At 66.9% G+C, this 14,706-nt stretch carries 13 protein-coding genes and 4 pseudogenes; 5 read left to right on the forward strand and 12 right to left on the reverse strand.

Annotation, left to right across the window (positions count from 1 at the left end; all coding sequences use genetic code 11):
* Positions 1-202 precede the first annotated feature (202 nt).
* Positions 203-550 carry a hypothetical protein gene (locus AMK29_RS19595; protein ID WP_073814544.1) on the forward strand — a complete coding sequence of 116 codons (348 nt, stop codon included), beginning with the start codon at positions 203-205 and terminating at the stop codon, positions 548-550.
* 158 nt (positions 551-708) lie between these two features.
* Here the strand turns inward: AMK29_RS19595 and AMK29_RS19600 are convergent, their stop codons facing one another.
* From AMK29_RS19600 to AMK29_RS19610, 3 genes and pseudogenes are all read right to left on the reverse strand, one after another.
* Entirely contained in the window at positions 709-981 is a 273-nt protein-coding gene (locus AMK29_RS19600; protein ID WP_073814546.1) for a DUF6296 family protein, read from the reverse strand.
* Between the two features lie 541 nt (positions 982-1,522).
* Positions 1,523-2,299 (reverse strand): hypothetical protein, encoded by a 777-nt coding sequence (locus AMK29_RS19605; RefSeq protein WP_073814547.1) that lies wholly within the window; start codon positions 2,297-2,299, stop codon positions 1,523-1,525.
* 84 nt (positions 2,300-2,383) lie between these two features.
* Positions 2,384-2,700 (reverse strand): annotated as a pseudogene (locus tag AMK29_RS19610) (ATP-binding protein); the annotation flags it as partial.
* Positions 2,701-2,737: 37 nt separating this feature from the next.
* Here AMK29_RS19610 and AMK29_RS19615 point away from each other — a divergent pair.
* Positions 2,738-3,202 carry an SCO4402 family protein gene (locus tag AMK29_RS19615; RefSeq protein ID WP_241845515.1) on the forward strand — a complete coding sequence of 155 codons (465 nt, stop codon included), beginning with the start codon at positions 2,738-2,740 and terminating at the stop codon, positions 3,200-3,202.
* A 382-nt stretch (positions 3,203-3,584) separates the two neighbouring features.
* The gene (locus AMK29_RS19625; protein WP_073814832.1) at positions 3,585-4,034 is read left to right on the forward strand and encodes an SMI1/KNR4 family protein; all 450 of its coding nucleotides are present in this window, start codon (positions 3,585-3,587) and stop codon (positions 4,032-4,034) included.
* A gap of 56 nt (positions 4,035-4,090) precedes the next feature.
* Here AMK29_RS19625 and AMK29_RS37935 read toward each other — a convergent pair.
* The 5 genes and pseudogenes from AMK29_RS37935 to AMK29_RS19655 form a co-directional block, all read right to left on the reverse strand.
* Positions 4,091-4,186: pseudogene (locus AMK29_RS37935) on the reverse strand (IS5/IS1182 family transposase); the annotation flags it as partial.
* A gap of 354 nt (positions 4,187-4,540) precedes the next feature.
* Complete coding sequence (locus AMK29_RS19635) at positions 4,541-4,810, reverse strand: GlsB/YeaQ/YmgE family stress response membrane protein (protein WP_073814550.1); 270 nt, start codon at positions 4,808-4,810, stop codon at positions 4,541-4,543.
* 477 nt (positions 4,811-5,287) lie between these two features.
* Positions 5,288-5,857, reverse strand: a complete 570-nt coding sequence (locus tag AMK29_RS19640; RefSeq protein ID WP_241845517.1) for a hypothetical protein — start codon at positions 5,855-5,857, stop codon at positions 5,288-5,290.
* A 70-nt stretch (positions 5,858-5,927) separates the two neighbouring features.
* Positions 5,928-6,736, reverse strand: a protein-coding gene (locus AMK29_RS35740) for an IS5 family transposase (RefSeq protein ID WP_443334073.1) whose coding sequence is annotated in 2 segments (ribosomal slippage) — positions 5,928-6,386 and positions 6,389-6,736 — 807 coding nt in all. Because the reading frame shifts where the segments join, the coding sequence is not laid out codon by codon here.
* A gap of 229 nt (positions 6,737-6,965) precedes the next feature.
* Positions 6,966-7,397: a DUF6003 family protein gene (locus AMK29_RS19655; protein WP_073814552.1), complete on the reverse strand. Its 432-nt coding sequence runs from the start codon at positions 7,395-7,397 to the stop codon at positions 6,966-6,968.
* A gap of 469 nt (positions 7,398-7,866) precedes the next feature.
* On the opposite strand from AMK29_RS19655, the pseudogene AMK29_RS19660 reads away from it, so the two are divergent.
* Positions 7,867-8,100, forward strand: a pseudogene (locus AMK29_RS19660) (ATP-binding protein); the annotation flags it as partial.
* A gap of 117 nt (positions 8,101-8,217) precedes the next feature.
* On the opposite strand, the pseudogene AMK29_RS37225 reads toward AMK29_RS19660, so the two are convergent.
* Positions 8,218-8,580, reverse strand: a pseudogene (locus AMK29_RS37225) (phosphotransferase); the annotation flags it as partial.
* A gap of 396 nt (positions 8,581-8,976) precedes the next feature.
* On the opposite strand from AMK29_RS37225, the gene AMK29_RS19670 reads away from it, so the two are divergent.
* On the forward strand, positions 8,977-9,453 hold the full coding sequence (locus tag AMK29_RS19670; RefSeq protein ID WP_143202914.1) for a hypothetical protein: 477 nt from the start codon (positions 8,977-8,979) through the stop codon (positions 9,451-9,453).
* Between the two features lie 323 nt (positions 9,454-9,776).
* Here AMK29_RS19670 and AMK29_RS19680 read toward each other — a convergent pair whose 3' ends face one another.
* The 3 genes from AMK29_RS19680 to AMK29_RS19695 all read right to left on the reverse strand — a co-directional run bounded on the left by AMK29_RS19680 (position 9,777) and on the right by AMK29_RS19695 (position 14,341).
* Positions 9,777-10,595 carry a barstar family protein gene (locus AMK29_RS19680; RefSeq protein ID WP_073814555.1) on the reverse strand — a complete coding sequence of 273 codons (819 nt, stop codon included), beginning with the start codon at positions 10,593-10,595 and terminating at the stop codon, positions 9,777-9,779.
* Positions 10,596-11,574: 979 nt separating this feature from the next.
* Complete coding sequence (locus tag AMK29_RS19685; protein ID WP_073814556.1) at positions 11,575-12,315, reverse strand: class I SAM-dependent DNA methyltransferase; 741 nt, start codon at positions 12,313-12,315, stop codon at positions 11,575-11,577.
* A gap of 1,534 nt (positions 12,316-13,849) precedes the next feature.
* Positions 13,850-14,341, reverse strand: a complete 492-nt coding sequence (locus AMK29_RS19695) for a hypothetical protein (protein WP_143202915.1) — start codon at positions 14,339-14,341, stop codon at positions 13,850-13,852.
* Positions 14,342-14,706 lie beyond the last annotated feature (365 nt).

The raw sequence follows: 14,706 nt of genomic DNA on the forward strand, positions 1-14,706 counted from the left end.
CAAAGCGATGGACGCGAAAGGACGTGGTGGTTCGGTTCACCGCTTGCCGAGTCCACTCAGTAGCGGCCGGCGGCGAAGTCGAGGGTGGTGCTGTCCGTAAGAGTCTCGACCTCAGTGCCGAACGAGGCGTCGAGTCGGCGCCCCGCGGCGCACAGCCTCCTGAAGGGTGGAACCGGCGGCTTCGTACACGCGTCGGAAGGCCATGACTGGGAGAGCTGGAAAGATCATCCTCGCCCTCACTCTGGCTGCGGGGGTGCTCACAGGATGCACTCAAGCCGCTGGGGACGTGAACACCGGCCGAACGATTCCCTTCGACCTGTATACGCATTGCGGAATCAAGGAGGCGTGGATCGGCTCGACGTACTTCGAAGCGGAAGCCCAGCTCTCCGACGGCTCGGGAAACCCGCCTGAGGGCTGGGACAACCCCTTCCAGCGCGGCACGATGACCTTGGCGTCCGAGACGGAGGCCGTCTTCACCGACGACGCTGGGCACGAGGTGAAGTTCCGTGCCCAACCGCGCACGAGTCCCTCAAAGCCGCTCTGTGCCTAGAGGGCCTCACACGATGCCTTGTCGTCGAATTAGGACTTCTTGGACACCCTGGCAGCCCTGTCCGCCTCTGGCCTCGGCGCCGGGAGGGGGCGCTCGCGAGGTGTCTCTGCCTGAATGCCGCGCGCGCCGGCGAGGTGGTCAGCCGGGTCGGGTACCGGTCAGGTTGCGGAGGTGGAGGGGTCGGCGGGATCCATCGGATCGCCATCGGTGAGACGGCGGGCCAGGACGTGCGGGGCAGGAGCCTGATGCCCGCCTGAGGCGAGAATGCGCACCTCGTTCCGGTCGCTGATCTCCGCCCGGATGATGCCGGTGGGGTCGGCGTAGACCGGATGGCCGCCGGGCCCTTTGGAGGAGGTGCGTCCGACGATCACGACATCCTGGGTGGAGCCGGTGTCATCGGAGAACACCAGCTCGTATCGGACTGAGTTCATTTCATCCATTTTACGCCGGTCGCCGGTATAGGCTCCTCGGCCGACCGACTGAGAACGAGCTGGTCAGAGCGGTGTGAGGCCGTGCCGCCGCACCGACGCTGCCATGGAACCCCTATCGGTCAGCATCTGCGACCTTCGGTAGTGATCGGCGTTGCTGGTTTGGACGTGGACGGCGCGTCATTGCACATCATGTTGCAGTTCTGAGCGAAGGCCCGACCGGGACGGCGCCGACTTCCTCCTCCATGCGCTGACCGAGTGCGTTGCGACTTTCGGGTGAAGGCGGCACTGAACGGCTGACGTCACAACGTTGGGGTGAGCGGGCTCCTGCCAACTGGCTCGGAGGACCCGAGAGGAAGCCGGCAAGGATGCGCAGGAGCAGGGCGGCTCGGTCTGTGTACTCGACGGCCTCGACATGCGGCCGTTGGGCGGGTGGTTTCCTTCACTTCTAGGGGCAGCGTGTGTCCGCCAATGTGGGCGGCAGTCGGGGATCTTGGGGCCCGTCAATGTCCACGAGAAATAGCAGCGCGAGCGACGCGGTGCGTCACTGCCTGGCGGGTGCTCGGGTGAGTTCGATTCCGACCGTCGTCAGCATCTGGCCGAGGAGGTGGAGGGCTCGTGGCCGGGCCGGCGCTCCGCGAGGTGTTCCCGTCCAGTAGGCGTCAGTGAGCTTCTCCGTCGCCGTGAGGATCTGGTCCTCGTTCTGGGCGGCCAGGACGAGGACGAATCGCACGTAGTCGCCGATGTCGGTGCCTGGGGTGTGCTGACGCGTGAAGGTCCGCAGGCGCGGTGTCAGGGCGGGGAGGGTGCGGTCCGTCGGGAAGACCACGGCGAGTCCGGCGAGGGCGAGGCGTACCGCTGGGCATTCGTCCGACCAGCGGGCCAGCAGAGTTGGAACGTGAGCCTGAGCCGCGCTGCGGGCCCGGGCCTCGCTGTCGGGATCGGCATGCTGTGGGGTGGCCGGCCAGGTCTCGGCGAGATGGCGATCAGCGACAGTGGCAGCCCTGAACAGCAAGTCGACGGCTTGGAAACGGTGCCGGGCGGGAGCGCGGTCGTCGACTGCGAGGGCCGTTACCAGGGCGAGGCCGTCAGCGGTGGCCGGCTGGCAGGTGTCCTGGTGAAGGATCTCGCTGTAGAAGTCGCCGAGGAAGCTCCGGTCGTACCGGCAAGAGTCGGCCTCGCCGTCGAACAGCATCGCGGCCTGGGGCGGCCGGGGACCCTGCATGCGGTCGGCGATGACGTCCCGGAACAGCTGCCGGATCGGCGGACCAGCAGCGTTTGTGGTGTGCCGGGTCTGCTCGGGTTCGGCGTTCGTATCCATGGCTGGCGCAGCCTACTGGAGCTTGTCGGGCCGACGGCCGTCGCCTGGATGGGGGCGGGGTAGTCGACCCTGAGTCTGTCGCGGTCAGTCGGCCTTGGCCGATTCCTCCGCTCGGGCTCGGGTGGAGGCGAGGCGGTAGGAGTCGGTGCCGGTCTCGATGATGGTGCCGTTGAAGGTAAGACGGTCGACGATGGCCGCGCAGAGCCGGGGTCGGTGAAGGTCTTGCTCCAGCCGCCGAACGACTCGTTCGAGGCGATGGCGACGCTGTTCTTCTCTTCCCGCTCGGTCAGCACCTGGAACAGCAGCTCGGCGCCGTGCCGGTCGAGCTCCATGAGGCCGAGCTCATCGACGCAGAGCAGGTCGACGCGACCGTAGCGGGCGATGGTCTTGTTCAGTTCCTTCTAGGAGCTGAACGGCCGATCATGCGATTCTTGGCTCGTGATTGATCACGGTGTTGCTCTGCCGTACTACCGCCTCCATGTGGTGCCTGCCGTCGTGGCGCTGGCGAGTCCGACATGGCAGCGAGAGGTGTGGCTCGATCCGGGTCAGTTCGAGGACCTCAAGTACACGGTGCATGTGCTTTTCGACGACTTCTGCGATGCGGACAATCCGTGGCCCTGGCTGGGGCAGTGTCTTCGCAGCGAGGAGGAGGTTGAACTGATGGCAGGTCTTGGTACCGCCTACAACGCGGTGCAGGACTCGATCGGCTCCGCTGCCTGCGACAAGGTCTATCTGGACTCACCAGGCTGGTTTGCCGTAGTCGCCGCGGCAGCCCGGTTGGCCCAGGTGATGGTGTCCAATGATCACTCGGCGCTGAGCAAGCTGCATGACGCCGGCTATCGCTGGCCGCTCGGCGCCGAGCCGGTTGCGTCCGGGACGGATGACCAGCACGGCGAGTCATGAAACGCAGCCAGATGACCTGGGCCGCAGCGGTGACCGTTCCAAGGAAGACGTAGTCGCGCTTGTCGTACCGCGTTGCCGCGGCCCGGGAGTTCTTCAGTCGATTGACGGCCCGTTCGACGGTGTTGCGTTCCTTGTAGCGCTCCTCGTCGAAGCCCGGCGGTCGACCGCCTCGTGAACCTTTGCGGAGGCGGGCGGCATGACTGTCGATCTTCTCCGGAATGGTGTGCCGGATACCTCGTCGCTGCACGTACTCGCGGCAGGTGCCGCTGCTTTGCTGTATCCCTTGTCTGCCGCGATGCTGTTGGGTTTCTTGCGGGGCCTGCCCGGACCGAGGCGGGGAACGCGGATCTTCTCCAGCCCCGGCACGAACTGAGTGCAGTCCGTGGGGATCTCCCTCCATGGGGATCTGCGAACGTGGCTGTTGCAGAACAGTCTGGATCTGCCTGAGGAAGATGTCGACGACGGAGTGGCATGTTGCGGCTTCGACGGGTTCCCGGACGAGGGAAGCTTCTTTCTGGGCATTCGGGCGATGGAGAAGCTGTACGCGAACCGCTCCATGCCCGGTGGATTCGACCCTCCGGACCAGCCGGACAATCCGTTCTGGCGTAATGAGTGGATCCCGTTCCTGTCGGACCAGGACGGCTGGATGGGCAAGTTCATCGATGTGCGGGACGGGCGTGTCGGACGCTGGTTCGTGGGTGAGATCACGGTCACGGGCGAGTATGAATCGCTGGCCCAGTACTTCGACTCCGTGGCGGAGATGCTGACGAAGATCGCCAATGGGACCCACCCGGTCTGCGCGGTTGCCGAAGGCCGACTCGTCTGGTCGTGAGGCGGTCACCCTGGAACGGCAATGAGCTTCGTCAGCGTTGCCCCTCCAGGGTGGGGAGCCTGCTGGTCGGTGTGGTCACCCAGGGCCGGCGGAACGCCCTGGCTTTCACAGATTCGGATGATGCGGTGGTTTCGGGCCGCGGTCAGGTCATGGGCATGTGGCCGTACGTTGCGTGGTACTGCCGAATTGCGGCCGGCCAGGCAGAGGCCGTTCTCCCGGCTGCAGACGACGTGCCGCAGGGGTAATTCGTCCAGTACGACCCACAGACTCAACGGGCGGGCTGGGGTCGTAGACCCGGTGCGGGCGTCGGTAAAAAAGGAATCCCTGCTCGGCGAGGCGGCGAGCGAGGCGATCGCCGCTTCTTCGTCCGCCGCGTTCGGGATGCCGGGCGCGGTGGCGATTCGGTCCGCGTGCGTACTGTTGGCGACTCGAATACGGCGAACGGCTCCGCCCCTGGAAGAAAAGGGGGGAGCCGTTGCACGGTGGTGCAGTCCTACAGAGGCCGCTCAGGCGTGTCGTCGGTTACCCGTGACGACACGATAGAGGGCCAGCAGGATGACGGAGCCGATGATGGCCGCGATCCAGGTGGACAGGTCGAAGAAGCCGTCGATGGAATCGACGCCGAATATGACCTTGCCCAGGAAGCCGCCCAGCAGACCGCCCGCGACGCCGATCAGGATTGTGATGATGACGCCGCCCGGGTCCTTGCCCGGCATGATCGCCTTGGCGATGAAACCGGCAATCAGACCGATGAGAATCCACGCGATGATGCCCATGATGCGTCTCCTACCTGCTGATATAAAGTCTGCGTCAATACGGCGTATACGCGCTCCGGCGGCGTTCAAACCCCTCATGCACACATCACAGGAGGGATGAGCTGGCCCAGGCGCCGGCTGCGACGAACATGACAGCGGTGCCAGGACTGGATCAGGGCCGTAACTCCACCTGCTCCGCCCGCGGCTGACACCGTCCTCGCGGCCCGCACGCCGGCATGTTCCGCTTGGTTGGCCGTTGACAGCTCACCACCACGACCGGCAACTTCTTCCCGCTGCCTGAAACCGGAGGAGGGTCGAGGCACGCAGGTCGCAGCCCTGAAACGGGCCGGCCCCGTCGGCGCTGTCATCCGCTCGGTTGGGCTTCCGTCACGACGGAGCCCAAGCTTTGGTCACCGACGGTGTCTGCCTCGGCGCGGGGGCTTCATGTACGCCGGCTTGGACATCGTTTCTTATGGCTGCGGTGTGGAGTGGACCGCTTCAGGGAAGCCCAGCTCGTCCAGCAGCGCGTCGAACAGCTCCTCCACGAAGGTCTCCTGTGCGCGCAGCAGTTCCTCGATTCGAGGCTGCTGCGCCGCCGTGGCTTGGACACCAGCTGCTGACGCCCACATGAGCGCCTTCGGCGTCGGCCGGAACCTCCGCATCGAGCTCTGCACGCTTGTGTCCGATGGCCTTTTCGAACTCCGGGGTGGCCATCCACAGGCTCAGGTCGTCCACGTCCTCCGGTTCCTCGACGAGGAGGGCCGCGGCGTTGTCCAGGTTGAGCCATGCCTGCCAGCGACGCCCATTGGTGTGCAGGCCGGTCACGAGGGCGACACTGCTGTCGGAGGCATCAGCCACGCAGGCCGGCGCGCCGGTCCATTCCACCAAGGCGAACAGGCAATCGTCCTCCCAGATGCCCTGCTCCAACTGCAGGGTCTGCCAGCCGCCCGGTCGCGGCTGCCACCCGTGCACGTCGTCCCTCAGCTCTGGACCGGTACTGCTGAACAGGGGTGCTTCCAGCAGCGGGCGTTCGCTGCGTGCAAAGACCAGATGACCGGAAAAGCCCATGGAACCTCCTCGTCGAATACCAGCGCACCCTATGAGCTGTCACTGACACCACCGGTGCTGGCCGACTGGCTCACCGGATTAGTCGGCGGTAGCCGATGAGGGTCGCGGCTATGCCGACGAAGGCGAGGAAGTGTTCGGCCTTGCGTTCGTAGCGGCGGTGGAGGCGCCGGCAGCCGGCCAGCCAGGACACGGTTCTTGCGACCACCCACCGATGTCTGCCCAGCCGCTGTGAGGACTCGATGCCCTTGCGGGCGATGCGGTGGGTGATGCCGCGCTTGCGAAGCCATCGGCGCAGGTGGTCGTAGTCGTATCCCTTGTCGGCGTGCAGTTTCGCCGGGCGCCGGCGGCGCGGGCCGCGGCGGGCCCGGATGGGCGGGATGCCGCGCACGAGCGGCTCCAGGCCCTGGCTGTCGTGCATGTTCGCGCCGGAGATGCCCAGCGACAGCGGCAGTCCGTTCCGGTCACAGATCATGTGGATCTTCGATCCCAGCTTGCCACGGTCGGTCTGATTCGGTCCCGTCAGTGGCCCCCATTTGCAGCCCGGAGACTGACCGAGTCGATCGCGCACCGCGACCAGTCCAGCTCGCCCCGCGCTCCGAGTTCGTCGAGGATCAAGCGGTAGAGCTTTGCCCAGACCCGGTCCCGGCTCCACTGTGCGAAGCGCCGGTAGACCGTGGGCCAGGCGGGGCCGAACACCGGCGGCAGCTGCCGCCATGTGCAGCCTGAGGTCGCCACGAAGATGATGGCAGCCAGAGCCTCACGGTCACCTGCCCGCCGCCGGCCACCGCCCTGCGGACGTATCACCACCGTCGGCGGTACCACCCGCCGGAACAGCACCCACAACTCGTCCGGCACCAGCCGTTCGACCAGATCCGCCATGCACGGTTCATCGAATGATCACGCCATAAGAAACGACGTCTTAGGAATTCTTGGGAAGCGCTGCTTCATCGGGCTGGACGCCAAGGTCTACGGGCACGTCCTGACCACCCGTAGCGCCACTCTGAGCAACGGGACCGCTCTCCCGGGCGATTGCCCTCACGACATGCCCCAGTCCCTGCATCCGTGCGGGTGGAAGGCAGGGACTGGGGCCGTTCAGGAACGGGATCGGTCAGACGCGAGGTGCGGTCGGCAGGGCCGTGGGGTCCACCCCGGACAGTTCCACGATGCGGTGCGCCGGTACGCCGGCGGCCAGGGCCTTGTGCAGCAGGGCGTCGCGGCCCTCCTCGCTGTCGCGGTAGGACAGCAACTCCTCCTCGACGACCGCCACCGGATCGGTGGCGCCGGCCCGGCGCACCCGCTCCAGCTCCTCCTCGGTCAGCGGCACCGGCAGCCGCTCGACCCCATCGGGGATCATCCCGGTCTGTTCGGGCGGCACGATGCACAGCGCCGGAGAGGTGGCGTCGGTCTCGTGGGCATCGAGCCACGCTTGCACAGCCGGTGTCTGCAGGCACTCCAGCTCTCCGGTGAGGGAGACGGGCGTGCCTGGCAAATCCGAGCCGGGGGTGGTGTCGGCGAGAAAGAGGTAGGCGTCATCGGTCATGGCGGATCACTTTCCAAGGTCTGTCGCGGCGTCGTTGCGCTGCCGCCTACCCAATTTCGCCCCGCTATAGCTGTTCGGCGTGGCGGCCGGCACTTCCTGCTCACAACGACTGGTGGAAGAGGGGCGAGTGCCGGTCGTGCGCGGGACAGGTGCAAGCGAGATCGACTCCACCAACGCGCTGCAGAGCCGACCGGAACCAGGCACGCCCCGCACCAGTGGCCCCGGGATCTCTCGAGGGGCGCGCTGTCCGTGATCGCTTGGGGCGCGATCAGGTGCGATGTGTCGGCTTCACGGTGGTGAGGTCATGTCGGTGCCGGCTGGCCAGGCGCGGCGTGTTCTTCCAGGTCTCTGGCCGATGGCGATGGTTGGTCGCTGACACGAGGTGGTGTCTTGTGTTGCGGTGGCTGACAGGGCGCGTTACATCCCCAGGCGGTCCACTGTCGTATAGGCGGGGCACATCGCAACTGCCCCTCTGCCTCTCATCGGGGATTCCGGCGCCGGCAAGTCCCACCTGCTGGTCGCACTCGGCATCGAGGCCGTGATGGCCGGCCACCGGGTCGCGTACGTCCCGGCGGCCGAGCTCGGCAACGAGCTCTTCGAAGCCGTCGACGAGAAGCAGCTGGCCAAGACCATCTCCCGCTACGGCCGCGTCGATCTCCTTTGCACCGACGAACTGGGACACAGGGAACACGACCGCCGCGGCACGTCCTGATGATGCTTCGTGGCCTCGCCGGCGGCGCGCCTTCGGGTGGTGCTTGGCCAGAGGCCAACATGCCCGCGCTGTGAGCGGGTGGTGGGGCAGTGAGGACAGCGACCACAGCCCCGCCAGCTTGTCGGTCGCGTGGTCGCCGCGGCTGATCGAGCCATGGTCCGCCGGGAACCCACGTCATCACGGTCCAGTGCTTGGAGAAGCGCGCGCTGGGACGGTTCGCCGCACCGCACCGCACTGCACCGGGAGCAGCAAGCGCGAGGCCAGCACCGGTAGCCACCGCCCTCTTTTAGCTGGAGCTCCGGAGTGGGATCCATGCGCTGCATGCGCACAACCAACTCGTCCCCGAGGCGCCACATTTGATGGCCCCACCGCTCGCCCCCCCGGATGGCCAGCCCTGCAAGGGTCTGGCTGTTGCTCGTGCAGCAGGTGGCGGACCAGGTCCGCGGTGATCTCGAACTCGGCGTCGGTCATTCGAAGTCACGGTTGCGAAGTTACGGTACTGAGGCGCATGCGGAGCGACTTTCGCTCTCCGGAACACTCGCTGTGATCCCTGTGACAGCATCACCAATTCGGTCGCTGAGAGCTACAGATCAGAGGCTTTGGGATGGAACGAACCCAATGGAGAAGGTTTTCACGTCAGCCTCGCCGGTTCCGAAGCTAAGTTGACCCGGATCGACGACCGGACCGTCTACCCCGCCATGCCCGACCCCAGCCGCATCGCCAGCCGAACGACTACCACGATCGGGACTTTGGCATCGACAAGCGGTGGGGTCATCGATCGGAGGCCCGACGGCCTGATCGGTCGCCGTCGGGCGGCATGGGGAAAGCCGGTGGCAGGCAGCGTTACCACCAGGCGATAGTCGCTGCATGCATCGACCGGACGGGCCCAGGGACAGCCTCGCGTTCAGCGCAGAGGAATCCGACGCTGTGCAGGCTGCCATCACCGCGGTCGCTCCCACTTGGGCAGGCGGACAACGGGTCACCCTCCATGGGCTGTTCGATCGTTGGAAGAGCGTGATCGGCGAGGTGGAGGAGGGCTACTCGTGGTGCGCTCCTGAGTTGAGCGACGACATCTGGTGCCGCGGCGTCCTGGCGAAGATCTGGCCGAAGCTCCCAGCACGCGTCCGGGAGATCAGACGGCCGGAGCTCGACGGCGTCGACGAGCGGTATCGCCGCGCCACGATTCCGTGGCCGGGGCGTGCTGAGGACGACGCCGAATGGTGGATCTGGCGGATTCCCCGGCGTCTGGAGGTCGAGGCGTCGGAGCAACGCGGAGAAGGCTGGCCCCTGGGTTGGGCAATGATGCCGTTCCCCAAGCCGGATTCCGTGGAGGTCATCTCTTGAGATTGCTTTAGCCGGTCCAGAATCCACCAGCGTGAGTGGTTCCGAGAAGCTTGCATCCGTTGCCCGGATGACCACGTCAATCCCAAGATGCTCGCCCGGCTCTCCAAGTCGGGCGACCTCCTGCAACGCAGGACGCGGGCCGAGACCGGAGGCTGGATCGGTGAGATCGAGGTTCTCGACTCCACCCTCACCTTCCTTCGCGCGGAGCGCGCCGAAACCCAACGCCGAGCCCAGCGACCAGCTGTCCACCTCGGCATCCCACGCCGCCGTCCGCAAGAGTCCGAACGATCTTCCCCGGACCGATGCCAGGAAGCGACCAGCCGTCACTCAAGGATGGCGCTCACGCCCCGTTCCTCGAAGATCTTCAGGATCAGGTCGAACACTGTAACCTCGCGGTCGCCGACGGGGACGCGTTCTACCAGCCGTGCCCGAGACTCGGCCGAGGACTCCCAGTGCAAGGTGAATGGAGCATTGGCGCCCCAGCCCCCGCAAAGGCAGTCGTCCAGCGCGTCCAGGTTCCAGCCGAAGTATCCGCCGGGTCCATTGACGGCCTCACCGATCGCGCAGTAGAAGCTGTCTTCGTCGACGATGTGCCGACCGTCGAAGGCGAACACCTGGCCTGCCGGGGCATCGGGTTTTCCCTGGCGTCGGTACGCCCGGGACCACAGCGCCACCGATAGCCACGCGCGCCTCTCTTGAGGTGCGAGTGCATGCCACATGCCGGTGCGATTCAGGTGACCCGTGCGGACCAGGTCCCACGCTCGTTCCGCTCCGGGCAGGGTGTCCTCGCACCACAGCGTCACCGTCAGGTCGACGAGGCCGGTTCCGCGGGCGGAAGGCTTGACGTCGACGACGGTGACCTCGTAGACGGAGTAGGACCCCATGGTGGCACCGTCGCCGTCGAGAAGAGCGAGCCAGGCGTTCCCCGCCATGGCGGGACGACCACCGACATGATCGACGCTCTCCCGTAGGCCGCCCTGCGGGAGGCACCCCTCGAGGTGCACCCGGCGTGCGCCCTCTTCATCTGGCAGAGGCGTGAAGAGCCACTGGGCCTCGTGAGCAAAGCCCCAGAAGTCGCCGTCGTCCTCCTCCGAGATCAGTGCGTACTTCTGCCCCTCGCTGCCCCGCTGTGATGTTCGCATCGCACCCCTAATGAGAGCGCCGACCTTACCGACGCCCGACAACTCGCTGGGCTGTCGTCGGCGCTGTCCCCACCCTTGACTCCAACCCATTCTGAACTCGACGTCATGGACAGTTCGTGTGAGCGTCCTTGGCGTCGGTGTGTGTTGCCTCGGCGCCTGGACCGTCCACCGGGTCAAAGCCGCGGGGCTCGCCGTCTAGGTGGCCCGGGCAACGCTTCCGACTCCACCGCCCCGAGGGGCGTTCTGGCGGGGGCATGGAACCGATTGACCCGATCCACCGGAGCGATCGCGGCCTGATCGTCCTGGACATCACCGCCACCGACGACGAGACTCCAGGCAGCCGTCGAGCAACTCGGTCGGCACCGGGCGACCTCCGGGACACCGCAGGTACGACGCGCCCCCGGAGAGCCGGGTATGACAGCACGGCTCTCCGTCGACGCGCGCCGCTGACCCGCAAGCCGTATCTGCGGTTCACTGCGCCGACCCCTGGCAGGCCCGGCCTGGCTTTCCGGGCTGCTCGGTCGGACGGCTGGGTGTGGGTCGGGGGATCGGGGGCATGCGGGTGCTGAGCACTTGGGACCGCGCTCTGGATATGCAGGGTCTGCCGGACCTCCCCTCCCGGGGGTTCTTGGGTGGTGAACGGCCGCACGGGGTGCCGGTGCGGGCCGTTCGGCGTGGGGCCCGCGATGCCGGGTGCAGGTAGACCGGCAGCGCTGCCGCTTGCCATCCGGGTCCGGTCTTCCGGCTCGGCGGGGCAGGCCTGTGGACCCGCGAAGGGGCTCCTGCCGCGCCCCTTCGCCACCTCGAATAGGAGGTGCCGGTGTCTTGTGTTCTGGTGGCTGACAGGGCGCGCTACATCCCCAGGCGGTCCGAGGTGATGCAGGCGGCGCATCGCAACCGGACAGGACCCGAAGTCAGGGGACACGCGCCCACCGGATGCCCAGCTTCCGGCTCACGCTCACAGCCCGCTGGCCCGATCTCACGTTGGTTTGCGCCACACAGAGATGTGCTTCGCTGAGTCCCGGGTGAACGGTGCCCCGTCCCAGTCCGCGACGCGACGTTCCAGCTCGAGCCCGGCGATCCGTGCCATCAGGTCGAGCTCTGTAGGCCAGGCATACCGGTGCCGGGAGTTTTCGCGGCGGTATCGGCCGTCGTCGCCGTCGCGGGTGAGGTGGTGCGAGACGAGAATCTGCTCAACCAGGTCGAAGGTGTCGAAACCGAGATGCTGCTCAGAGACGTCGAACGGCACCGCGACCTGGCCGGGCGGAAGGAACCGCAGTGGCGGCACGCCCAGCTCGATGACGAATCGGCCGCCGGGCTCCAGATGACGTGCGGCGTTGCGGAAGCACTCGACCTGCTCGTCCTGCGTGAGCAGGTTCGTGATGGTGTTGTAGACGAGATAGACCAGGGTGAACTCGCCGGGAACGACGGTGGTGGCCATGTCCCCGATGATCACCGGGAGGAAGTCCTCGTCGATCTTGCGCCGTAGCACCGCTGCCATGTGCTCGGACAGTTCGATGCCCATCACCGGCACGCCGCGTTCACGGAGCGGGACTCCCACTCGTCCGGTCCCGATGGCGAACTCCAGTGCCTGTCCGTCTCCAGCGAGCTCGGCGAGAAAGGCGAGAGTCGGTCCGAGAACGGCAGCCGAGGACATTTTGCTCTCCTCGGCGTCGTAGCGATCGGCGGTCGCACGGGTCCACAACTCACTGCTCGTCACGGGCGGCCACTTTGCCGGGTACCGAGGGACGCTGTCGACGCATTTATCTTTCACCGGCCCCGACCTCAGGGCTCGCGGCGGGCTACGGACGTTCCAGGGCACCCTCCGGCTCGGGGCCGGCAGGGGAAGGGATGCGGCAGCCGGGTCGGCCCTTCCCGCCGACGTGGCCGACAACCGTGCTCCACGGCGGCGCCCTGGGGGAGTGCGGGCACCCGTCGCGTCTGCCTCTCCCCGCCCGGACCCACATAGCCATCACGGTCGCGCATCCCGTCCCTCCCGCAACCTGAGCGGCACTGCAGATCTCGCGGACGACGGTGACGACGGTGACGACGGCGTGATGGCCGCGTGCACGCGCCCGGCCGAGTCCTCGATCCGGCCATGTATGCGGGGGCGTGCTTCCTACTCGGGTGCGGGTGAGTATCTGCGCTCTGATGCGGGCGGGTTAGTGCCGGGGAGGCTGGGGTCATGACGAACGAACAGCAGAATTCCGTCGCCCTGTACAGAGGAAAGGCCGGAGCTGGCGGACCCGGGCGCTGACCCCAGCCAAGGCAACGGCCCCGGGCCCAGGTGAGCCCTCCCTCGCCTCTCGCGGCGCGGGTGATGCGCAGCGCGAAATTCTTGATTGAGGCCATGAGGGGTGGCGCCAACGAGCCAACTCGGTCGGGCGGCAGGTGTCCGGCTCTCCCCCCCCCCGCGCCCCTGGAGCCCGGCTCGCCCGGCAGACCCCAGCATCACACCACGCCACGGACTGACATTACGAAGCGGGTCACTCGGGCGCGACGCTTGAGCGTCAGGGTCTGGGGTCGGCTCCAGCCCGGGCCGATATGGCGTGCGCGGGCCAGGCTCGGAGCCCAGGCGTGCTCTGGGAGCAGTATCGCCGGACCGCCTAGGCGGACAAGCCGAGGCCGACACCGCCGTTCGAGCCCTGCTGCGCGCCGGGGAAGACAACGACTCCGTCGCTCGAGATGTCGTCGCTTGTCTCGACCGCATGGGCCCGGCCGCACGCCCCGCTCTGAATCCGGGAAACACTCGCACCACCCCGCCGCGGCGGGAAATCCTCGGGATGGGGCGTCGTCTTCGACCTGGAACTCCAGCACTCCGGCCGCGCCATACTCACACGCCTGCACGATCTGCCCCGGCAGAGGAGAAGTACCCGCTACGGCAGATGATGGGCTTGATCAGCGTGCTCGGAGTGGGCCCCGGGCGTCCGCGGACCGGCCCGACCGTATAGTCGCAGACAAGGGCTACAGCTTTCGCAAGTGGCGCTTCTACCTGCGGCGACGCGGCATTCCGCCCACGATCCCCGAACGCTTCGACGAGATCCTCGGGCGGTTGAACCGAGACTTACGAGGCGGCCGGACACCCGGCTTCAACCGAGCGATCTAGCCCCGCTGCAACGTTGTTGAGCGCTGCTTCAACAGGCTCAAGCAGTGACGCGGCCCGGCCACTCGCTACGACAAGACTCGTGAGTTTTACCAAGCCGCCGTCACCATCGTCTCAATTCTGCTCTGGCTCTGACCTTTGGAGATGATCCCTAGGGCTTGGCGGGGTCACACGACGCCAGATCCTGGCCATCCGATTTCGAGGACGGGTGCAGTTCGAGGCGCTCCGTGACCGCCCGCGTTCCCCTCCTCACCTTCACTGTCACCGCGCCTAGAGTGAGGTCGGGGAATTCGATGGCGTGGATCGTGCGGCGTCCGTCCGCCAGCACGCCGACGTTCCGCACACGGACCGGTTCACCGTTGCAGGTGACTGACTCAACTGTCTCGTGCTCCGTGCCGAAGACCACGTTCCATCCCGTCGCCATCATGCGGACCAACGGCACGAGTCGCGGGTTATCCCCCACCGGGGGGGTGTTCGGGCGGGAAGCGCACGCGACGGTCGTCATCCCTTGCGTCTTCGCGACACCATGACAGGATCGGCCGTCGGCCGTCTCCCAGACGAAGAGCGCCCCGCTAGCCGCTTCGGCGGCGACCAGCAGACCAGGGTGGGCCGGCGCATTGGCGCCGGTGGCGGCGGCGAGCATGTGGCCTGTCGCCTGGGCGACGGCTTCGGCCGTGTTCGACGACTCCGCCGGTGAGGGCTGCGAACCTGCCTTCCCGGGCATGCTCCCGCGCTCGGCCGTCGGCAGTGGCGTCCGGGCCGGCTCCTCCGGAGCTGCACAGGATGCCATCGCAAGGACCACGCATCCCACTGCCACTCGGATTACTAGGTCTCGCACTGCTTCCCTGCCTCTTCATGCGCCGAGGAACCGCGACACATCACACGACGCACACCACATCACTCCGGTTCCCTCTCACCAACGCCGCCCCCGCATCGCCCGCATCCCCATGTGTGCGGCGGAGCCTGTCCGCAGCCGATCCCGCATGGCGCGTCGAGCCGACCTTTGCC

The organism is Streptomyces sp. CB02261 (assembly GCF_001905665.1).
Classification (GTDB): Bacteria; Actinomycetota; Actinomycetes; order Streptomycetales; family Streptomycetaceae; genus Streptomyces.